Origin of the sequence: Streptococcus sp. 20925_1_77 (assembly GCF_041432125.1) — a bacterium.
Classification (GTDB): domain Bacteria; phylum Bacillota; class Bacilli; order Lactobacillales; family Streptococcaceae; genus Streptococcus.
Window position 1 is genome coordinate 1 of record NZ_JAPVZB010000024.1, and the last position, 21618, is coordinate 21618.

General features: G+C 41.7%; 22 protein-coding genes. 2 read left to right on the plus strand and 20 right to left on the minus strand.

Annotated elements, in window-relative coordinates; all coding sequences use genetic code 11:
- Positions 1 to 28: 28 nt before the first annotated feature.
- The 9 genes from O3626_RS09795 to O3626_RS09835 all read right to left on the minus strand — a co-directional run bounded on the left by O3626_RS09795 (position 29) and on the right by O3626_RS09835 (position 8934).
- Positions 29 to 1534: a glycosyltransferase family 39 protein gene (locus tag O3626_RS09795; RefSeq protein ID WP_371496661.1), complete on the minus strand. Its 1506-nt coding sequence runs from the start codon at positions 1532 to 1534 to the stop codon at positions 29 to 31.
- A 274-nt stretch (positions 1535 to 1808) separates the two neighbouring features.
- Complete coding sequence (locus tag O3626_RS09800) at positions 1809 to 2306, minus strand: hypothetical protein (RefSeq protein WP_371496663.1); 498 nt, start codon at positions 2304 to 2306, stop codon at positions 1809 to 1811.
- Positions 2307 to 2377: 71 nt separating this feature from the next.
- Positions 2378 to 2869 carry a DUF3592 domain-containing protein gene (locus tag O3626_RS09805; RefSeq protein ID WP_371496665.1) on the minus strand — a complete coding sequence of 164 codons (492 nt, stop codon included), beginning with the start codon at positions 2867 to 2869 and terminating at the stop codon, positions 2378 to 2380.
- A 56-nt stretch (positions 2870 to 2925) separates the two neighbouring features.
- A complete protein-coding gene (locus tag O3626_RS09810) occupies positions 2926 to 3525 on the minus strand; it encodes a hypothetical protein (RefSeq protein WP_371496667.1) in 600 nt (199 codons plus the stop codon).
- Positions 3526 to 3667: 142 nt separating this feature from the next.
- Positions 3668 to 4300: an orotate phosphoribosyltransferase gene (gene pyrE, locus O3626_RS09815; RefSeq protein WP_003014772.1), complete on the minus strand. Its 633-nt coding sequence runs from the start codon at positions 4298 to 4300 to the stop codon at positions 3668 to 3670.
- A gap of 385 nt (positions 4301 to 4685) precedes the next feature.
- Positions 4686 to 5378, minus strand: coding sequence for an orotidine-5'-phosphate decarboxylase (gene pyrF, locus O3626_RS09820; protein WP_371496669.1), 693 nt, complete (start codon positions 5376 to 5378; stop codon positions 4686 to 4688).
- A 179-nt stretch (positions 5379 to 5557) separates the two neighbouring features.
- On the minus strand, positions 5558 to 6496 hold the full coding sequence (locus tag O3626_RS09825) for a dihydroorotate dehydrogenase (RefSeq protein WP_371496671.1): 939 nt from the start codon (positions 6494 to 6496) through the stop codon (positions 5558 to 5560).
- A 9-nt stretch (positions 6497 to 6505) separates the two neighbouring features.
- A complete protein-coding gene (locus O3626_RS09830) occupies positions 6506 to 7312 on the minus strand; it encodes a dihydroorotate dehydrogenase electron transfer subunit (protein WP_371496673.1) in 807 nt (268 codons plus the stop codon).
- Positions 7313 to 7497: 185 nt separating this feature from the next.
- Positions 7498 to 8934 (minus strand): DUF6688 family protein, encoded by a 1437-nt coding sequence (locus tag O3626_RS09835; protein ID WP_371496675.1) that lies wholly within the window; start codon positions 8932 to 8934, stop codon positions 7498 to 7500.
- Between the two features lie 241 nt (positions 8935 to 9175).
- Here O3626_RS09835 and O3626_RS09840 point away from each other — a divergent pair, with 241 nt between their 5' ends.
- On the plus strand, positions 9176 to 10084 hold the full coding sequence (locus tag O3626_RS09840) for a LysR family transcriptional regulator (protein ID WP_371496677.1): 909 nt from the start codon (positions 9176 to 9178) through the stop codon (positions 10082 to 10084).
- Positions 10085 to 10093: 9 nt separating this feature from the next.
- Entirely contained in the window at positions 10094 to 11053 is a 960-nt protein-coding gene (locus tag O3626_RS09845; protein WP_049473054.1) for a hypothetical protein, read from the plus strand.
- Positions 11054 to 11077: 24 nt separating this feature from the next.
- Here O3626_RS09845 and O3626_RS09850 read toward each other — a convergent pair whose 3' ends face one another.
- From O3626_RS09850 to O3626_RS09900, 11 genes are all read right to left on the minus strand, one after another.
- Entirely contained in the window at positions 11078 to 12064 is a 987-nt protein-coding gene (locus O3626_RS09850) for a hypothetical protein (protein WP_371496679.1), read from the minus strand.
- Between the two features lie 212 nt (positions 12065 to 12276).
- Positions 12277 to 13242 carry a hypothetical protein gene (locus tag O3626_RS09855; protein ID WP_371496681.1) on the minus strand — a complete coding sequence of 322 codons (966 nt, stop codon included), beginning with the start codon at positions 13240 to 13242 and terminating at the stop codon, positions 12277 to 12279.
- Between the two features lie 50 nt (positions 13243 to 13292).
- Positions 13293 to 14306, minus strand: coding sequence for a hypothetical protein (locus O3626_RS09860; RefSeq protein ID WP_371496683.1), 1014 nt, complete (start codon positions 14304 to 14306; stop codon positions 13293 to 13295).
- A 124-nt stretch (positions 14307 to 14430) separates the two neighbouring features.
- On the minus strand, positions 14431 to 15162 hold the full coding sequence (locus tag O3626_RS09865) for an NAD-dependent protein deacylase (protein WP_371496685.1): 732 nt from the start codon (positions 15160 to 15162) through the stop codon (positions 14431 to 14433).
- Positions 15163 to 15930: a hypothetical protein gene (locus O3626_RS09870; protein ID WP_045759370.1), complete on the minus strand. Its 768-nt coding sequence runs from the start codon at positions 15928 to 15930 to the stop codon at positions 15163 to 15165.
- Positions 15930 to 16640 (minus strand): purine-nucleoside phosphorylase, encoded by a 711-nt coding sequence (deoD, locus tag O3626_RS09875; RefSeq protein WP_040803271.1) that lies wholly within the window; start codon positions 16638 to 16640, stop codon positions 15930 to 15932. Before deoD ends, O3626_RS09870 begins: the two co-directional genes overlap by 1 nt.
- A 353-nt stretch (positions 16641 to 16993) precedes the next feature.
- Positions 16994 to 17707, minus strand: coding sequence for a type 1 glutamine amidotransferase (locus O3626_RS09880; protein WP_045760183.1), 714 nt, complete (start codon positions 17705 to 17707; stop codon positions 16994 to 16996).
- Positions 17704 to 18936 (minus strand): chloride channel protein, encoded by a 1233-nt coding sequence (locus tag O3626_RS09885; protein ID WP_371496688.1) that lies wholly within the window; start codon positions 18934 to 18936, stop codon positions 17704 to 17706. Before O3626_RS09885 ends, O3626_RS09880 begins: the two co-directional genes overlap by 4 nt.
- A 4-nt stretch (positions 18937 to 18940) precedes the next feature.
- The gene (locus tag O3626_RS09890; protein WP_371496690.1) at positions 18941 to 19750 is read right to left on the minus strand and encodes a purine-nucleoside phosphorylase; all 810 of its coding nucleotides are present in this window, start codon (positions 19748 to 19750) and stop codon (positions 18941 to 18943) included.
- A gap of 12 nt (positions 19751 to 19762) precedes the next feature.
- Positions 19763 to 20308: a DUF1697 domain-containing protein gene (locus O3626_RS09895; protein ID WP_371496692.1), complete on the minus strand. Its 546-nt coding sequence runs from the start codon at positions 20306 to 20308 to the stop codon at positions 19763 to 19765.
- A 1-nt stretch (position 20309) separates the two neighbouring features.
- Positions 20310 to 21521 carry a phosphopentomutase gene (locus tag O3626_RS09900; RefSeq protein WP_371496694.1) on the minus strand — a complete coding sequence of 404 codons (1212 nt, stop codon included), beginning with the start codon at positions 21519 to 21521 and terminating at the stop codon, positions 20310 to 20312.
- Positions 21522 to 21618 lie beyond the last annotated feature (97 nt).

Genomic DNA, 21618 nt, shown 5'->3' on the forward strand with positions numbered 1-21618 from the left:
TTTCTGCCTGTTAAACAAGCGAGAGTTTTTAGGTATTTTCTTTCTTGGTAAATCCTGCTAGACCGATCGAAGCCACTAGCAAAATTTGCGGCAAGAATTGGATGAGGTAGCGGGTCTTCCCACCTTCAAAGATGGTTAAGAAGAGCAAACCACCAAAGACCGCTAAGGAAAGGAAATTGAAGGCATCTGTATCTCGACGTTTGAGATAAGCCCCAACCAAGCCAGCTGACAAGACGATCCAGATCAACTGTTTCACAAATTCATAATACTTGTACTGTGGGCGATCCGTGCTGAGGAAATAGGTTCGCACCCATTTGGCCAGACCATTGTTTTTAGTCAGCGGCGCATAGAGAGGATTAATATAAGGTGTCTTCTCATACTCTACATCTCGGTAAAGCCAACCTAGGGTCCCTTCTGCTACCGTCAAAGATTGCTTGTAATAGAGGTGCCCAATCAAACCGAAAGGTCCGTACTCCTTGAGGCGGCGTTTGATTTCTTTAATGACATTTTCTTTCTTAAAGAGACCATTGTTGTAGTCTGAGCGCTTGTCCTCATCGATATAAGCTAGCAAGCCCTCTTTCATATCTTCTTGGTTATGCCCCATATCCGTCAAGCCTAGATTGATAAACAAGAGTGGTCCTTTAGCCAAACCTTCTTGTTTCAAAATTGGTACAACTGTTTGATGATTGACCGCTGTATTCAATCCTGCAAAGACAAAGCCCGTCATCATCACTGTCACCGTAGCAATCTTGCCAAAGGACTTCCAGTTTCCTCTAAAGAAGAGGACAGCCCAAAAGGCAATCATGATAATAATCGTCGTTGGACGGATCAACATGGTCACGCCAGATAAAATCCCTAAAGCAAACATCTTCTTCCAGGAGGTCCCTGCTTGGTTTTCCTTTAAGAGATCCAAGGCCCACCACAATTGAAGAGCGATCAAAGGAAGCGGAGGAATGTCCGTATACATGGAATAGAAATAAGGCGAGTAACAGATCAAACTGACATAAAAGAGATACACTAGATCAGCTGTTTTCTGATTGAAATGCTTCTGGGACAGTTTGTACAAGAGGACGGCACCCAGATTGACATAGAGTATATTGAGAGCCTGCATAACCCACAAACCGCTAGAACCGAATAAAAGATAGAAAAACTTTTCATAAAGAAAGAGCGGAATGTTATTGGGATTGCGACTAAGATAGTTGGTGATGGAAGATTGCTTAAGAAGATCAAAAGCGCCCTTAAAAACAACCGCAGCATCCCGACGGATCAAAAGCTCCGCACAAATCATAAAGATTAACTGACAGATGATCGCGCCAAGCAAGAAGCCTTTTTTGTGCCGGGTCAACCAAGCAATGGCTCTTTTTACCCCATCGCGTTTCAACCAGGCTAGCAGAAATAGCAATCCAGCACCTAAAATAGCTGACCATGAAATCTCTCTCAGATAGGTCACACTGATCAAGAACCAGTGGACCATCACTAGCAACATGACAACATGAAGCATCCCAAATAGAATACGTTTACTTTTCGATAACATAGGTCCATTATATCAAAAAAACAGCATTTCTGCTGTTTTGGGCTGATACGAAATCATTTAGGTTGAGGAATTATCTTTGTTATTTGCAATCATCCTTGAAATCAAACTCTATTTCCCGAGGCTCTGTGAATTCGAGTCCTCTAAAAAATAAGATCACAATTAAACATAAAATCAAGGCCAAAAACAATCGCATTTGTACAAAATACGCAAAAAACAGGAGTAGAGCACTTAAACAAACAAGCGCAAACAACTGTCGTTTTCTCATTTTTCGCATTCACCACACCTCGGTTCCATTTGACGTTTTTTGAAGATAATCTATAGGCTTTATCTGACCAACTACTTCTAACTTCACTCCATTTTTTTCAACAAACCGTTTCAACTGTATATATCTGGCAATAGTGACCAACCATAAAGTGACGATGACAGCAAGAAGAAATAGAAGAACGTTCACCACTCCTTCTCTAACATCCAAATCAAGATTCGGTTTTCCAAAGAAAAGGTCCATGGGAAGGATCTTTCTAAATGTTCTTGCTAATAACAAACCTAGTGGAACACCAATCAAGGAATAAACACTTGCCGGTGCTTTCTTTAAAAAAATTTGATCTTTTAACGAGTAGGTAGTCTGATACACTTTACGGTATCTGTCAAAAGGGATCTTACTATTGCGTTTGATGATGAATTCTTCCCCTTGATCTGTTATCAACAAAAAGAATCCCCATAGAGGCCTTTTCCCATTCAAACTGATATTAAAACATTGACCTTTTTTGATCATTGAAAATCCTCTCATTCAATCAAATATATAGAGTTGAATGTGCTTTTTTATTTTAGATAGGTCCAAACAATTCAACATAACAAAGCTAGTATGCATACTAGCCCAAGATAAATCCCAGTCGTTAAAATCATTCCAATTTTATAAAAACCGACTAAGCCGGCATAGCGTTCGACAAAACCAATTTGTGGCTCGTTTGGATTATAAAAGACAGTCATGGGAGACCCGATTGGGAATATCATCCGCAAATCCAGATTTTTACCTGCTCCAAGAATATAGGTTCTATCGAAAACATTGGTTTGTCTTGACTTAGAAGAAGTCTCTCTGAAATAAGCGTAGGTAAAGGTCTTTTGGTATCTTTCACCCTTGACTTGATACTCCACCACAGGCAGAGAAATAAGCAGTTGATTTTTGGAATCAAAAGCAACTACTTCTCCCAGAACTTTTGCGGTTGATTCTGTTTTCACTTTTATTTCACGACGATACAAGGTGTAAAAGATGAGCAGAATGATAAGAAAAACAAGGGTCAGAATACCCAAACTAAGCCAGAACACTGTTGCTGTCATTGATTTTTTACCCTTTCACAAAAACTAGTTGATTTCAAACCACTTGAAAAGTCATCTTACTCTCCCCTTTTCAACCAATTCTGTTGCTGCGCTTTTTCTGCGAAATCTTTTGCTTTGTTTATATCTAGTGAATTTGAATCTGATGGGGCATTGGATTCGATTTCTTCTTTCAATTCTTGTAAAGTTTGAACATCTTTCGGGGTTAAATTAGAGACTGTGCTAGATTCTTTTTCTGTCGAATTTTCTGGCACAGACTGGATCTCTCGATAGGTATTGATCACTTCAGTTCCTGCGTCTGTTGTCGGAAGAGGACGATAGAACATAAAGAAACCAATAATGACAATCAGAAGAGCCGTAGCTGATACCAAAACCCCTTTTTGCAGATTCTCTACAGTTATTTTAGTATCTTTAGTAGACAAACTCTTCCATTCTGGATGTTCTTCCTCAGCTTCTTTTTTGGCGTTGAAAGCAGGGGTAACCAAGAATTGGTTCATCAAGGTCAGTGCCCCCAAGGCCATCAATAGAAATGGGATATGACGTGATTTACTAATGACCACTAAAATTCCTCCCGCAATAGCAATCAAACTGATGATGATATTGACGGTAAACCAGACCCGAGCCTGCTTCTTCATTTGCAAATAATGTTCTTTTGTCATCTTATTCTCCCTTAAAAATAGTTTTTCCTTCATCCATAAAAACAATTACTACTATCATACCGGATTTTACTTTGAGATTCAAGTTAACCACCAACTAGTGAAAATAGTATAAAAAAGAAGCGTTAGAAACGCTTCCGTCCTATTATTTATCTTGCCAAGTTTCTTGGTTTTCTTTGAAACGCCGCAACAACTCTAATCCTTCGGAGGTAATGTAGCCCTGTTCTTCTGCTAAATGGATCAATTCTGTGTAGTTTGACAAGGTTTCGAGCTGAACACCAGCTTCCGCAAATTTCTTATCAGCTTTCTCCAATTGGTAAGTAAAGATCGCTACCACACCAAGGACGTCTGCTCCTTCACGTTTCGCAGCTGCAACAGCATCCAAAACAGAACCACCAGTAGAAATCAAATCTTCCACTACCACCATCTTTTGACCTTGTGGTACACGGCCTTCAATTTGGTTTCCAGCACCATGATCTTTTGGTTTGCTACGGATGTAAGCAAAAGGAAGGTTCATCTTGTCCGCAATAATCGCTCCATGAGGAATCCCCGCAGTTGCTGTCCCCGCAATCACTTCGACTTCAGGGAAAGCTTCCTTGATTTTATCCACAAAGCCATTTTCAATCAAGGTACGAGTTTCTGGATAAGCAAGGGTCACGCGGTTATCCGTATAAATAGGGGACTTGATCCCTGAAGCCCAAGTAAAAGGTTCCTCTGGTTTCAAATAAACGGCTTCAATTTTTAGAAGATGGCTGGCAATATCTTTAGCTAATGACATGATAACTCCTTTTTACGATTTTAATCATATACGAATTAAATCCAAAACAGATTTAAAGAACAACTTTACAGGTTAGTGAGTAAGTTAGGGAAGGTCCCATAGGACTTCCCGTAAATCTACAAAAGTAAGACTTTTAGTAGACCATACTATTCCGACGATTAGAAGAAAGAAACGTTATTTTTTTCTTCTAATCTAGTGAATACGTTAGAGAAGGTCCCATCGGACTTTCCGTAGAGCTACAAAAATTCCACTTTTAGTAGCGATTGGTATTCCGACGATTTAGAGGATAAAACGATTATTTTTATCCTCTAAATCTAGTGAATGCGTTAGGGAAGGTCCCATAGGACTTCCCGTAGAGCTACAAAAGTTTCACTTTTAGTAGCTCTTACGCATTCCACTGTCTCTTAATTTCATGGTAAGCGTCCCATGGGTTTTCTGCTTGGATGATTGGACGTCCAACGACAATATAGTCAGATCCAATTTTATGAGCTTCTTGTGGGGTCATGACCCGTTTTTGGTCACCGATTTCAGCTCCTGCTGGTCGAATCCCTGGAGTGACACAGACAAAGTCTGATGAAGTGGCATCTTTGATCAAGGCTACTTCATGGGCTGAGCAGACAACGCCATCCAAGCCTGCTTCTTGGGCCTTGCGAGCATAATTGACTACTGATTCTTGGACTGTTGTTTGGATGTTTTGGCAATCACGCATCTCTTCTTCACTGGTAGAAGTCAACTGGGTCACGGCTACCAACTTAGCCCCTTCACCAAGAGCTGCCTTGGCTTCGCGCATCATCTCTACACCACCGGCTGCGTGAACTGTCACCATATCTACTCCGAAAGTCCCCAGTACGGACATGGCTGATTTGACTGTATTTGGGATATCATGCAATTTTAAATCAAGGAAAATACTGTGTCCAAGCCCTTTGAGGTAATGTACAATTTCAGGACCAACTGCATAGAAAAATTCCATTCCGATTTTTACAAATAATTTTTCGTCTTCTGGAAAATGCTCTAAAAAGTGTTTGACATCCTCGAAAGCTGGGAAGTCAAGGGCGATAATAGGACGTTCTTCACGCATGGATTACTCCTTTTTTGATTGATCATTTTATCTACAAAAAAACCTTGCCCGAGGCAAGGTTACACGAAAATTAGGCAGGAACAACTACCATGATTCACCGTCTAGACCTTAGGAGCCTCTCTGGACTGCTTTAAAGGTTTTTATTTATTGTAGTACGATATTTGGGAAAAGTCAAGGATTTATAGTAGTTTTTCCCGTACATGTTTTCGGAAGTTCTCAAGTGTGTCAATACCATAGCGATCCATGACCTGTGGCAGATCTTCGATGATGCTTGGACAAGCATAAGGATCGGTGAAATTAGCGGTTCCAACTCCAATCGCAGAGGCACCAGCAATCATCATTTCAATGGCTGCTTCGGCTGAATCCACACCTCCCATTCCGATAATCGGAAGTTTAGTGGATTGGGCCACCTGGCGGATGAGTTTCAAAGCAACTGGGAAAACGGCTGGTCCCGACATACCTCCTGTGCCATTTGCAATGATCGGTTTGCCAGTCTTGAGGTCAAAGCGCATCCCGACCAAGGTATTGATCATGGTTAAGCCGGCGGCCCCTGCGTCTTCTGCTGCTTTTGCGACCTGGGTGATGTCTGCCACACTTGGCGTTAATTTGACATAGACAGGGACGGAGGAAGCTTCCACTGCTGCTTTGACAGCCGCATAGGCTAACTCTGGAACCTGCCCGATTAAGAGGCCGTTGTTGCCATGGTCCACATTGGGACAAGAGATATTGAGCTCAATCGCTGTGACATTTGGTGCTTGCGAGATTTTTCTAGAAACCGTCGCATACTCTTCATTGGAGAAACCAGCTACGTTGGCGATAATCGGTAGCTCTGGATAATGCTGGGCCAACCAAGGGAGTTTCTCTGCTAGGACAACGTCTACGCCTGGATTTTGGAGACCAATGGCATTGAGCATGCCTGCAGGAGTCTCAGCAACACGTGGTGTCGGATTTCCGAAGCGAGCCTCAGCAGTCGTCGCCTTGATCATAATGGATCCAAGAAGATCTAAATCATAGTATTTGGCGTATTCTTGGCCAAACCCAAAACAGCCAGAAGCTGGAATAATGGGATTTTTCAAGTCTAATCCTGGTAAGGATACGGCTAGTCGATTTGCTGTCATACGGTCCTCCTACATCACAATTGTACCGGTTTCAAAGACCGGTCCGTCTTCACACACGCGCTTATTGGCTGCTTGGCTTTCATTTTCCAGATGCACCACGCAGGCATAACAAGCCCCCATCCCACAAGCCATACGGGACTCCATAGAAATGTAGGCGCGAGGATGATCGTGGAACTTGCTGTTGACATATTTGAGCATGCCAGGTGCCCCACAAGAATAGATGGCATCAAACTCCTGCTCCATCTGGTCAACGATGGTGGAGACATATCCCTTTGTGCCATAAGATCCATCGTCAGTTGTAATAGTGACATCAGCCACCTGAGAAAGCTCTTCTTCCAAAATGATGGCTTCTTTGGTTGCAAAACCAACAACCACTTCAACTTCCACACCTTGTTGGTGGAGTTGTTTGGCCACTTGGACCAAAGGAGGAACACCTATCCCGCCACCGATGATCAAAGCACGCGCCCCTTGACCAAGACCTTTTAGGTCAAAGCCATTTCCTTGAGGGCCCATGACACTGAGGAAGCTACCGACAGGCAAGTGAGAAAAGATGGCCGTTCCGCCTCCTTCTACCCGATAGATGAGGCGACAGGTCTGGCTGTCTGGATCAATCTCTGAGATAGAAATGGGACGACGGAGAAGTTTAGAGTCATCCGGCACACGGATATGGAGAAACTGCCCCGGCAACATCTGCTCCACCATTTCCCCCTTCAAGACCATTGAAAAAATCCGGGGCGCAATCTCTTCTTGAGCGATTAACTCCATGTCTTCCATCATGATTTTTCCAAACCGTTTCTTACAGCTGTCACTGACCATTGGTTTCCTCTTCTTTCTTCCAGCAAAAAAGACCTCGCAAAAGCAAGGTCCTACAAATGATCAGCTAGACTCGGTCCGCTGATCTTTTTTCTGTCTTTCCTTGCAGGCCTCTCTGGACCCCTTAAAGGTTAAATTTTTCTCATTATATCGCGCTACTGGTCGCTTGTCAAGTAGAAATAAGTGACTTAAGAAGCTTTTTTGGGATCAAAATCTTCTGGGATCGGTTTGATGTATTGCATGGCTATTCGGTTCTCAGGCTTGCGATCGACTAGATAGAGAACCAGCAAAAAGATCCATTCCAAGGGTTTCATTAGGTAGTAAATCAGGTCCATAGCCCATTTCTTCTTGATATGTTTAGCAAAAGGATAGCCATAGCGGTCATAATTGCGACGTAAGAAGCGATGGAATCGGGGTGTCTTTTCTTCTAATACTTGCTCAAAAGCATTGGCAATACAAAGCTGACGATTGACAACGACTGGATGACCGTGGCGGACGCCCATCCGCTGGGGCTTTACAACTTTTTCATGCCCACCAGCCGCAACCGTACAGAGATAGTGCTCATCAATGATAAGATTCTGAGGAGGGATCTTTTGAGAGAAGGCCCAGTCAGCTGTGTTCGTCCAGGCCTTGATCATGGAATCCGGTTGCTGCCCAAAGAGCATGAGAATAAGGACGACGAGAGCAAGGGTTGGAAGAGCGACAAGGACCGCTAACCAAGGCCAGTTACGCGACTTATTTAAGAGCTGATGGAGCCATTGAAGTAGACGATTCTCATATCCTGTCTCTGTTCGATCTTGCTGCCACTCCCTGATACGAACCCACAAGAGATGAATGGAATAGATCAATAAGAAAAAGGTGTGAAAACTTGCTACCTGCAGCTGTTGATCAAAAACTAAGAGGAGAACCACTCCTCCCAGAATGCCACTAATACAGAAGATATTAGCCAATGGAGAGAGGGAATTAGCATCCCTATAGGAATAGATGATCAAGGCTAGCAAGGTGAGAGCAGCAAAGGTGAAGAAGGTTGGATAGGCGCCCGACCAGATCAGGGCGTGCTTCTGCGAATTAATCAGGGGTTCACTCCAATCGTAAAAGGTCATCTCTTTCACGATGTAAATGAAAATCGCTTCGAGAAAGCAACCAAAGAGACCAAACCAAAGAACAATTGTAGGCTGTTGCTTTTTCTTTTTGACAGGCTTAGGATTAGGTGATTCTTGCTTTTCCTTCATAAGAGATGCGTCATCTTCTCTTGTCCCTTTTCCTTCCTTTGGCACCCTATCTTCAAACAAATCCGGATCTTTGAGAGCTTCTTCTTCAGCTTCTTTGAACTGGAGGCTAGACCACCGACCGATCCCATAGATAATGACAAAAATATTGGGAACAAAAAGGGCTAAGGTCACACCATAGGGCAAGACCTCCATCGTAAAGGATACTATAGCAAGAAAACTAAATTGAATGAATGGATCCTTAATTGCGTAGAGCGACTGACTAATAACCAAATAGATGTAAAAGGCCAATAGAATCAGAGCATTGGTCACAAAATTGATCTGCAACATACCAGCTGTGAAATGGGTTTCCAATTCCTTATCCTTTTTCTTATACCAGGAAACGAGTTTTTTCATAAGATCTCCTCAATCAATTTTTTACCATTCTATCAATCAGATCTTACCTTCAGCAAGGCAAAACTGTATTTTTCCATCAAAATCAGTCCCCAGATGTAGATTTTGTTTCCAATCTTCTATTTTTTAACTATTTGATCTAGCCTACTTCCTATTACCTACCTCAGCCTGTCTTATTCTCATACAGTCCTTGAAAGACCACATTTTACGGGAAAAACGCGCTATTTTATGTTAAAATAAAAGCATGAGAATACAACAATTACAATACATTATCAAAATCGTCGAAACCGGCTCTATGAATGAGGCCGCAAAACAACTCTTCATCACGCAACCTAGCCTTTCCAATGCCGTTAAGGACTTGGAAAATGAGATGGGAATTGAAATCTTTATCCGGAATCCTAAAGGGATCACTTTGACCCGCGATGGGATGGAGTTCCTCTCTTATGCCCGCCAGGTGGTGGAGCAGATTTACCTCTTGTCCGAGCGCTATAAAAATCCTGTGGGTTCTCGTGAGCTTTTCAGTGTCTCTTCACAGCACTACGCCTTCGTGGTTGAGGCCTTCGTTTCACTATTGAAGAAAAGCGACATGGAAAAATACGAGCTCTTCCTACGGGAGACGCGGACTTGGGAGATCATCGATGACGTCAAGAATTTCCGAAGCGAAGTTGGCGTCCTCTTTTTGAATAGCTACAACCGGGATGTCCTCTCTAAGATGCTAGATGATAATCACCTGATTGCCACCCACCTCTTTACAGCGCAACCTCATATCTTTGTCAGCAAGACCAATCCTCTTGCCAAGAAAGAGATTGTCCACTTGTCTGATCTGGAAGATTTCCCATACCTTAGCTATGACCAAGGAACCCATAACTCCTTCTACTTCTCAGAAGAGATCCTCTCTCAAGAGCATCATAAGAAATCCATCGTCGTCAGTGACCGGGCGACCCTCTTTAATCTCTTGATTGGTCTGGATGGCTACACCATTGCGACCGGGATCCTCAACAGCAATCTCAACGGAAATAACATCGTCTCCATTCCCCTTGATATCGAAGACCCGATCGAGCTGGTCTACATCAAACATGAAAAAACAGCCCTCTCAAAAATGGGAGAAAAATTCATCGAGTACTTGCTTGAGGAAGTGAAGTTTGATAAGTAAGGAGGCGATATGAAACCTAAATTCATTCTGTTTTTCGTTGCACTGACATTTATCCTTGGACTTCTAGCTTTAAACGACAAATCGAAACCCGATCCTAAAATTGATGTTATTCCAAGTAACCCTAATATTGCTCTAAATGTAAAATTAAATGGTTATTTTGACTCTGTACATCCAGTAAAAAACTTGGAGGAAGGAGACAATAGGTATTATTTAGAATTTAAAATTATTGGAACTGAAGAAATCTCCAAAAGTTATATCAGTATTTTAGATAACAATAATCATGAACAAGAAATCTTGGACTTTGAGGACCTAGACGATGGCAGTTACACCCTTTGGTTTGCTGGTAGACCGAATACTAAATATAAATTTGTTCACTTAGATATATACTCGAGACCCAAAGAATATACCTATTTTACAACTCCATCTAACAAGACCAACTTAACTAAAATTGAAAAGTCTGCTAAAGAATTTTTTAAACAAAATCTGGAGAAAGAGATTAAAGAAGACTTATTCCAAAATCTTGACACTAATTGGGAAAACATAACTCTTTATTACATTCCAAGTGATAAAGAGAAAAAAGCGATCGTCGACGCATACTGGACTGCCTTTATAAAAGGCTGGTATGATACTTATCAGTTTCAGTTATCCTCAGTAGATGATGATACTTATCATTTTGAGATTCACTATAAGTGGTCTCCTCCAGACATGGATGCACTGAATAAAAAAATTGATGAACGAGAAGGCCAATTAAAAAAGGAATTCAAAAATAACCCTAAGAAAGTTTACCAAACTATTATTTCTGAACTTCCAACAATGATAAAAGAAACACCAAAGTTAAATGAAACAGAGGATAATAAAGCGACTTTCAGTCTTAATCGAGAATATTTTTCTGCAGATGATACTTATTCAGACTTATCTATATCTGATTTATATACCGTTACAAATCCAATAAGGAAAATATATCCCTAAAAACTAACGCCAGATAACATAAAGCTATCTGGCGTTAATTTTTTTCTCATTGTTTAGTATTTCAGACACATATTGGTCTTTCGTTTCATTTGTATAAGTTTTTGATCTAGACTGAACTCTGATTCCTTTATGATCATTTTGCTGATCCATCACATACGTTTCTGTTATCGTCGTTTTAAAATCATTTCCTGTCGTACTAAGATGAATTGGTAAATTTTCAAACCTTTCAGAATAAAATAATTGATAGGGGTACCATTCAAGCTCAATATTTAATCTATCATTGAATAAACTATCAGTACCACCAATTATTCTATCAGAATCTCGTATCCAATAATTTCTTCTACCATCAGGTTGATAGTCATCAAAAAATTTTTGGCGTTCTTCTGCTGAATGTGACTTATCCTGTAAGAAATAAGTCTGTTGAAAAAAATTAAAATCAGGTGCAACATCATACTCATAGTATGTTTGAAGTTTTTGTGTTTTTGGATTTTTTAACTGGAAACTCGTGACTACATATTGATCTCCTGATTTTTGATAGATCGTATCCCCTTGGTAAATCATCAGATAGTTTCTAAACTCACTTCCATCTCCTTTGCTAATCCCTGGAAAACGAAGTGATAATTTATTAAACTGTTCATAATTAAAGCCATCCGATTTAAAGAGTGAACCGCTATTATAGCGGTCAAATAAGATATCTAATTTCGTCTTATCATTGAAGGATAAATGTAAAATGGTATAACTCGAATCAGATTTTAAATCCCTTCTTGTAGATTCTATCCATTGACCCTCGACAGGTTTTGTCTCATCAAAATGAACAAACTCAATATTAATATCCTGTATCGTCTTTTTCAGGCCCTTTTTCTGACTAACTTTTAAATTGTAAACCTTATGATAAATATGTTCTGAATCAAACCACTCAGGCTTGATATAATACCGAAGCCCGATGTAGCCAATAAACAAACTTACTAAAGCAAGAAGGATATATTTCTTCTTAATCTTTAACTTCTTCATCGTCACCTCCTGAAAAATGATGTGATAATAATAGGATTCCATTCCATTAAACCATAAACACTTACTTTTTTCAAAGTTTAGACTAAGTTTTGAAAGGAAACAAATTTGAATCAATACATATTGGAATACCTTTATATATCGCTATAGATTTCTTAAGAGAAATATAACCTAAAAAAATAACTCCAGATCGTGTTTGTGATCTGGAGTTGGTTTTATTTCTGGTTAAGAACTTCTTTTACAAATTGGTCTTTGTTTTCCTCTGTATAAGTTTTTGATCTAGATTGAACTCGGATTCCCTTTTTAGTGTTGTTCTGACCATCTATAACATAGGTATCTGTGATAGTCGTCTTAAATTTATCACCTGTCATCTTAAGATAAATTGGTAGATTCTCGAACCGTTCAGAATAAAATAATTGAGACTCATACCACTCTGCCTCAATATTTAACCGATTATTAAATATGCTATCAGAATTATAAAGACCTCGGTTCCAAAAATTTACCCTATCATTAGGTCGATAGTCATCAAAAAATTCTTGGCGTTCTTTTGCTGAATTTTTCTTATCTTGTAAAAAATATACTGGTGGAAAAACATTAGATTTTGGTGCAACACCGTAATCATAGTATGTTTGAAGTTTATGAGTTTTGGGATTTTTTATCTGGAAACTTGTAACTACATATTGATTATCATTATTTTGATAGATCGTATCTCCCTGATACATCATCAGATAGCTTCTAAACCCTCTACCATCACCTTGCTCAATACCTGGAAAACGAAGTGATAACTTTTCAAATTGTTTATAATTATCGTTATCCGATTGAAACAGATAACCAGTTTTATATTCATCAAATAAAATATCTAATTTAGTTTTATCACTAAAGGTTAGATGTAAAATACTATAATGCCAATTCCCATCAGTTTTTATATCTGTTCTTGTAGATTCTTTCCATTGACCGTCCACAGATTTATTTTTTCCAAAATGAATAAACTCGATATGAATATCCTGTAAGGTCTTCTTCTGGCTCTTTTTATAAGCAACTTTTATATTGTATACTTTATGATAAATATGTTCTGAATCAAACCATTCTGGCTTGATATAATACCGAAGACCAATATATCCAATAAACAAACTGACTAACGCAAAAAAGATGTGTTTATCATTAATCTTTAACTTCTTCATCGTCACCTCCAAAAATTGATTATCCTATCAAAATAGATCTCACCTGAATCTTACTTATGTTCCTTTTCATACCTTGCTAGATCATTAATCTGTTTGAACTCCGACAGTTTACCAAGGACTTCTTGTACATATTCCCCTTTATTTTTCTCTGTATAGGTTTTTGTGGCTGTCCGCACTTTCATCTGATCATTTTGATCAGGTTTTATCAGCTGCGTACGAGTGACTGTTGTTTTAAATTCAGAACCTGTGAGATCTATTTTCAGAGGGAGATTCGATAGAGCATCTGAATAGAACCATTTATAATAGTGAAACTGATATGGATAGGTGCTAGTCAACTCTTTAGGATTGGGATCGACTCCCCGATCCCAGTATCCCTTCCAACTGTTATGGTAATCATCATAAAAAGATTGCATGTCTGCTTGGCTCACATCTTTTTTAGTTTTTAAATACACAGGAGAATCTGTTTTCTCTGGCAAATACCCATATTCATAGTAGGTTTGTAACTTTCCTGTTTTTGGATTCTTTAAGTCAAAACGCGTAACAGCTTCTGTTTCAGGAACTTGATATAGGGTGTCTCCTACATACATCATTCCACTAAAATAAGCAAAGGAATAATTTCGATTATACTCTGTACTGAATTTCGGGAATCTAGGAAGCATTTTCTCCTCTAATTTATCATTGTATTCCAAATCGCGACTAAATGTTGGACCTAAACGAAACGCCTTTTGGAGTGGGATTCTAAGTTTTGACCCATCTTCCAACAAGGCATGTAAAATGACGTCTCCACCGTCATAAGGACCAATATCAGACCGAAGATCTTCCGACCAAGTCAATCCATCAGGAACAGCAGCCTTATCGTCGTATATAAACTCAAGATTAATTTCTTTTACTTTTGCTTTTTTGGGCTCGATCTTCTCTGATTTGTAGTTATATACCTTAATATACTGATCATTCTTATCAAACAAACCAGGATCAACAGATGTTTTCAAATAGTGATAAAGTCCAAAGAAGAATAGTCCTAAAGCTACTAAAATAAGCGGTAATATTCTTTTAAGCTTCTTCATACTCACCTCCTTAAGAAAATCTATTTCATTATATCATAATCAAATACATTCTTATAGCGCTAGTCAAAAGGGAGACGTAAAAACACCTGAAACAAGTGGATTTCCACTTCCTTCAGGTGTTCTTTTATTGTCTTAATTGTGAAAATACTTCCCCAATTTTTCCTTCGATAACCAGGTCTGCTTGCATGTCTTGTGGGATACTGGTTTTATTGATGACAACCAGCTTCTTCCCTCGGAAATACTGGATCAAGCTAGCTGCTGGGTAGACCACAAGGGAGGTTCCACCGATAATCAGGAGATCAGCCTCTTGGATGGCTTGGGCTGCTTGGCTAAAGACGTCCATATCGAGAGGTTCCTCGTAGAGAGTTACATCAGGCTTGACCACCTTGCCACAGTCCAGACAGTGTGGAACCGGGCCTTCCAAAGCTAGAAAGGCCTCCAAATCATAAAATCGCTGGCAACCCGTACAGTAATTGCGGTCGGCACTGCCATGGAGCTTCAAAACTTTTTTAGAACCAGCCATTTCATGGAGACTATCAATATTTTGTGTCACCACCGCCTTGAGTTTACCGGTCTCTTCAAGCCAAGCCAGATAGCGATGGGCTGCATTGGGCTTGGCATCTGGGTAGAGTAGATATTTCTTATAGAAGTCGAAAAAGTCCTCTGGATAGCGCTCAAACATGGTATGAGAGACCAATTGCTCAGCTGTCAAATGCCGTCCTACCTGAACACTATAGACACCGTCTGAGCTTCGAAAATCTGGAATATTGGACTCCGTGGAAACTCCTGCCCCACCGAAAAAAACGATCCGTTGACTCTGATCAATCATCTCCTGTAGTTGAGCAATCTTATCCATCTACTTCTCCTTTAGTAGCTCTTCCATCACAGCATTGGCCTGATCAAAATAAAAGTTAGCTTGATCATAATGGATGCCTGTGTAGCTTGCAAGGTCAACCAAATTCTTCATAAAATCCTGAGAAGAGAAACCTGTCGTCCGATGGAGCTCTTCTTCATCAAAGGGCTTGATCAAGTGGGCCAAGGGGTTGCGAACTGATTTTTCTAACTCCCGCAATTGTTGGGCCGCAACTTTGACGCTATCTGGCAAGTCCAACTGCACAATCAACTCCGTCAAACTGGACGAATTGACCACACTTTCGCTGTGGAATTGCTGCAGGATAGGGTTGGCGGACGCATGAAGGCTCTCAAACTTCCAACGGTCATAACTCGATTCTTTGGAGTTATGAATATAGTTTGTTATGTCAGGAATTTTCAACTGAATCAATCGCATAAAGATCCGATAGATGGCTGGGCTAACGGCACGAACAAAGTCAATAATCTGCTCATTTCGCAACTTCGCCTCTAAGTCATAAAGGTAGTTGGCCAACTGCTCATCTTCTGGATCCTCATGCCAAAAAAGCTGAAAACCAGTCGCTTCTAGCAACTCGGTTCTCAACTTTTGATTCATGACGGGTTGGATATTAAGCTCTCGACGCTCCGCCATTAACTGCAGTAAGCTCACCAACAAATCCGGTACTTCTTCCTGCTGCTTGATAGAGCGCAGAGCCCGGCTGTAGTGATAATTTTGGAGATCGTAGAGCCATTCATCATGAAAGAATTTTGTCATTAGTCTGCAATCAAGGTCTCAAGACCAACTTTCATCATGTCTGTGAAAGTATTTTGACGTTCTTCAGCGGTTGTGTCCTCATCAGGATTGACCAAACTGTCTGAAATAGTCATGATAGCAAGGGCATCAACATGGTGTTGAGCAGCAAGATAGTAAAGAGCTGCTGCTTCCATTTCTACAGCTTTCACACCCCACTTACCAAGTTCGATGTTCTTTTCACCATAGTTTGAATAGAAGACATCTGATGACAAGACATTGCCGACATGAGTCGTCATGCCAAGGTCTTTAGCAATGTGGTAAGCCTTGTCTAAAAGATCAAAGCTAGCGATTTGTGGGAAATCGTATTGTGGCCAGTCGTTACGGATGATGTTTGAGTTGGTTGCGGCAGCTTGCGCTAAGACCAATTCACGGACGTGGACATCGCCATTCAAAGAACCAGCTGTACCCACACGGATCAATTTCTTCACACCGTAGTCCACGATCAACTCACGCGCATAGATAGAGATGGATGGCATCCCCATTCCAGTACCCATGACAGATACACGGTGACCCTTGTAGGTACCTGTGTAACCAAACATGTTACGGACTTCGTTGAAGCAAACAGCGTCTTCAAGGAAATTCTCAGCAATAAATTTCGCACGAAGAGGATCCCCAGGAAGAAGAATTTTATCAGCAATTTCACCTTGCTTAGCAGCAATATGGATAGACATAATTAAGATATAAAGGGCGACAGAGAACAAAGTAAAAATAGGAAACTGACGACGCATCGCAGATGCTAGACAGTTTATCTTTTTTACACAGTTCTCCGCCCGTATTCAGTTCAGCGAATACGGTAAACCCATCCTTTCTTTTTTTATTGAGTAATTAGGAGAGCTTTCCGCTCGTGTTCAAATCAGAACACATGCTCTACCTTTCTTTTTTATTTTTTAGAATAGGCGTTAAAGAGTCAAAGTAAAAATAGGAAATCCGACAAAGATACATCGCATCTAGGAGGATTTATCTTTTTTACACAGCCTCTAGCCCGGGTTCAATTTCAAACCCGAACTGCCCTTCCTTTCATTTTTTATTTTGTTAATGAATCCAAAAACGAAAAGAGTTTGGCATTCATTTCTCGATAATCGTAAGCACGAATGGCTTCAGGTTTTTGAACAAAGGTCAGGTTTTGACTTTGTTCTTCCAAAACACTTTCACCGTCAGCAGCAATCAAGAGATCAACTGCTTCTGGATCAAATTCCAAGTGAGCTTGGAAGGCATAGTGTTTCGGACTGAAGCGAATCATCTGACGTGGACACCCTTGACTGATCGCAAGAACAACAGCATCTTCTGTCAATCCTGGCATATCACCATGCCAGTGACCAGTTTCAAGAGTTTCTCCAAACTCACCGACATGCGGATCTGTGAGTCCTTCAGGCGTCAAAGTCACAGGATAAACCCCAATCTCACGTTCTGGACTGTGCTCATACTTCGCTCCATAGGCGACAGACAGTAGCTGGGCACCAAGACAGACCCCAACAATATAACGATCAGCCTTGATGGCTTTTTGAATCAGCTCAATCTCTGCCTGAGGATCGTAGTATGGAAAAGCTTCCCGATTTTCATCCGGTGATTGAGGTCCCCCCATGACGATCAAAAAGTCGATCTCATCCACTGTCTCTGGTAGCGTTTCATTCTCATAGACTTTGGTCGTGGTCACCTGATGGCCACGCTCCTGCGCCCATTTTAGATAAGCACCCGGCACTTCAAAAGTTTCATGCAGTACAAAATGTACCTTCATCATTTCTTCTCCCATCTCTTTCGAATCACGTATGACAGACCAGCCGCAAGTACAAGCGGAATAGTCAAATTCCAAGTTTGGCCTGTAAATCCAAGGCTAAGGGCAATGGCTGTCAGAGGAGCTTTTAAGGTCGTCCCTAAAAAGACTGTCGCTCCAAGTAACATCCCTATAGCTGGATCCAGATGAATCCCAAGGACTGTCAAAAGCAAGGTCACTAGATAGCCAGATCCAATTCCTAAGGCAAATGATGGTGTCAAGGTCCCTCCATAGGCACCATTGCGCAAGAGGAGGTAAACCAGAAGCCCCTTCACTGCAAGGGTCAGTGGAAGATAAGGAATCGACTGGCTAGACAAGAGGGCTTGCGCCAGTACCTGGCCATTTCCCATAAAGATAGGGAAAAAGGCTACTAGGCTCCCCAGCACTAGAAAGGCTAGAGGAAGAGCCCAAAGAATCGTCCCATCCTTCCGCCGTTTGTGACTAGCCCGCTTGGCGAGGAAAGCAAAGACCAGAGCCAAGGGAGTGACCAAGAAAGCAATCACAATACCCTGTAAGAAGCTGCTAGCCGACCATGAAACTGCGGACAGGTGATAAACAGCCTCCTGACCAACGATGGGCTGAACGACCCAGGTGGCCAGATAAGTACTGGACAAAACCAGCAGAAGGTTCTGCCAACTGTAGGCAAGTCCTAAGGTTTCAAAGACGAACAAGCTACTAGCAAAGGGAACCTGATAGACTGCGGCCAAGCCAGCTCCTGCACCACAGGCGATTAAAACTTTTCGCTCTTTGAGAGCTAGAGAGAATCCCTTCGACAACCGACCAGCTAGAAGAGCCCCGATCTCACGTGGGGCTCCTTCTTTTCCGACCGATGCACCTGCTCCGACAATTGCCACCTGCATTCCTGCATGAAGGAGATAGGCTAAGGGCGCTGGCTCCCTGTCTCCAGCTAAGTCAATTTGCTGGCGAATAGACAGGATCTGATAACGCTTTTGCAGGACATACCAGAAGCCAGCTGCTAAGCACCCAGTCACACACAAGACCAGAAATCTACGGAGACCTCCAGCTTCTTGAAATTGCTGGAGCAAATCCGAACTAGCTTGGCCAAAGGCCAGCTCTTGCACCCCTTCTAGTAGATAATGACAGGCAATTCCGACCAGACCCGTCCCTATCCCTAATGATAAGGTGGCTAGAAGAAACCTCAGTCCGTAGGGCAGCCTTTGGAGTCGTACTTTCATTGGATTAGAGTTCAGCAAGAATCGCTTTTAGCAATCCTTTGAAGTCGCCTTTGACGCGCTCTGTCACTTCTACTACTTCTTCGTGGTTGAGCTCTTCTTGGAAACCAGCCGCAAAGTTGGTAATACATGAAATACCAAGAACCTTCAAACCAGAGTGTGCTGCAATGATGACTTCCGGAACGGTTGACATTCCGACAGCATCTGCGCCAAGTGTCTTAAACGCACGGATTTCAGCTGGAGTTTCATAAGTTGGACCAGTCACACCGATATAAACCCCATCATCCAATTTGATACCCAATTTGTCTGCTACTTGATGAGCAGTCTCACGGTATTCAGGTGTATAAGCTTTTGACATATCTGGGAAACGTGGACCAAAATCATCCAAGTTTTCACCGATCAATGGGTTTTGACCAGTCATGTTGATGTGGTCTGTGATAGCCATCAAAGTACCAGGACCAAAGCCGATACCACCGGCAGCGTTAGTGACAAGAACCCCTTCACAGCCCAAAACTTTCATGACACGAACTGGGAAAGTCACCACTTCTAGTGTGTTTCCTTCGTAGAAGTGGAAACGTCCTTGAAGGGCCAAAACCTTGCGTCCAGCAAGCTCACCGTAGACCAATTTACCCGCATGGCCGACAACCGTTGAACGACCCCAGTTTGGAATTTCAGAGTAGTCTACTACGACGGCATTTTCGATTTCTTCAGCCAGTTCTCCAAGACCTGATCCAAGGATCAAGCCAAACTCAGGCGCTTCCATTCCTTTGTCTTTCAAAAAAGCAGCTGTTTCATTGATTTTTGCTAATAATGTCATTGCATATCTCCTTTATGATTTCCTTAAAAATTGGCCAATTTTGTCAAATGTATTGGCATTGCGAATGGTCAACAAACGGTAATCCGGCATCTTGAGGACTTGTCTGTGGTAAGCTGTCTTTGTATAGGTCTCTTCTGAGTATTTACCCCAGTAAATCCCAAGGCTTCCACGATGGATGATTTCATCACCGAGCGAAAAAGAGGAGACCAGCTCCCAGACAGCATCCTGATCGAGGCCTTCTGTGTAAAAGAGAACATCCTTGCGGGCCAGATCCTCCTGCCACCAGGCTGGTAGAGCAGCGAGATCTTGCGCATAGTCCTCAGCTGAAAAGAGAGAAAAAGACTGGATAAAGGGATAGTGATCAAGAAAGAAATGTCCCAGCAAATCTACCAATTCTTCTTTAGAACCAGAAGATTCAAAGAAGATATTGCCACTATTGATGTAGGTCTCTACCTCATCCAGCCCAATCGTTTGAAGCTCCTCTCGAAGCTCTGCCATCACGACCTTGTTTTTCCCGCCAACATTGATCCCTCTTACGAGGAGAGCGAAGCGTGTCATCTTAGTTCAATTTGTCTAAGAAGCTTTCACCGGTCATGGCTTTTTCAACACCAAAGTTCTCAGCAATTGTCGCAGAGATATCAGAGAAATGTCCGACTGGAATCACGCCATTGCCTTTGAAAGATGGGCTATAAGCCAAGAATGGGATGTATTCACGCGTATGGTCAGTACCAGCGTAGGTTGGGTCGTTACCATGGTCAGCCGTAATCATCAAGAGGTCATCTTCACGCATGGCTGCGATGATTTCTGGCAAGCGCTCATCGAACTCATGCAAGCAATCGCGGTAGCCGTGAGCATTGCGACGGTGACCATAAAGAGCATCAAAGTCTACCAAGTTGGTAAATGAGAACCCTTCTTGGAACTCAGGAAGTCCCATGGTCTTAATCAAGGTATCCATACCGTGGCTGTTTGATTTGTTGTGATCCATATCGTGGTTGATACCAGCTCCGTTAAAGATATCGTTGATCTTACCAACTGCATAGGTATCGATACCCGCTTCGTTCAACTTGTCCAAAACAGTTGGCGCAAATGGTGAAACAGCCAAGTCACGACGGTTGGCTGTACGTGTGAAGTTTCCAGGTTCCCCAACATAAGGACGAGCAATGATCCGGCCTAGAAGAGCTGGACGTTCCAAAGTGATGGAACGAGCGTATTCACAGATACGGTAGAGTTCATCCAAAGGAATGATGTCTTCGTGGGCTGCGATTTGAAGGACAGGGTCTGCTGATGTATAAATGATCAACTCACCAGTTTCCATTTGACGTGGTCCAAAGTCATCAATCACCGCTGTACCAGAATAAGGTTTGTTAGCTTCACGGATGACCTTACGTCCTGAGAATTCTTCAATTTTAGTCAAGATTTCTTCAGGGAAACCATTCCAGAAGGTATCAAAAGGTTCTGTAATGTTGAGCCCCATGATTTCCCAGTGACCAGTCATGGTGTCTTTCCCAAGAGAGACTTCTTGCAATTTTGTTGCATAGCCAGTTGGATTGCTTTCAGCTGGCACCGTCTTCAATGGCACTTCACGAGGAATATTTCCAAGACCGATTTTGGCCATGTTTGGTACATTCAAACCGACGGTTTTAGAGATGTGACCCAAGGTATCAGATGCGCCGTCAGGTACACCTGCATTGACAAAGTTATTAGCATCTGGTGCTGCACCGATCCCAACTGAATCCAGCACAACTAAGTGCATGCGTTTAAATTTTGACATAAATTGCCTCTTTCTTTTATTAAACTAGCTATATTATACCATATCCCTATAAGAAGGGAGCCGTTGTTTGATCCGAGGCTGGGACAAAAGTCCTAGC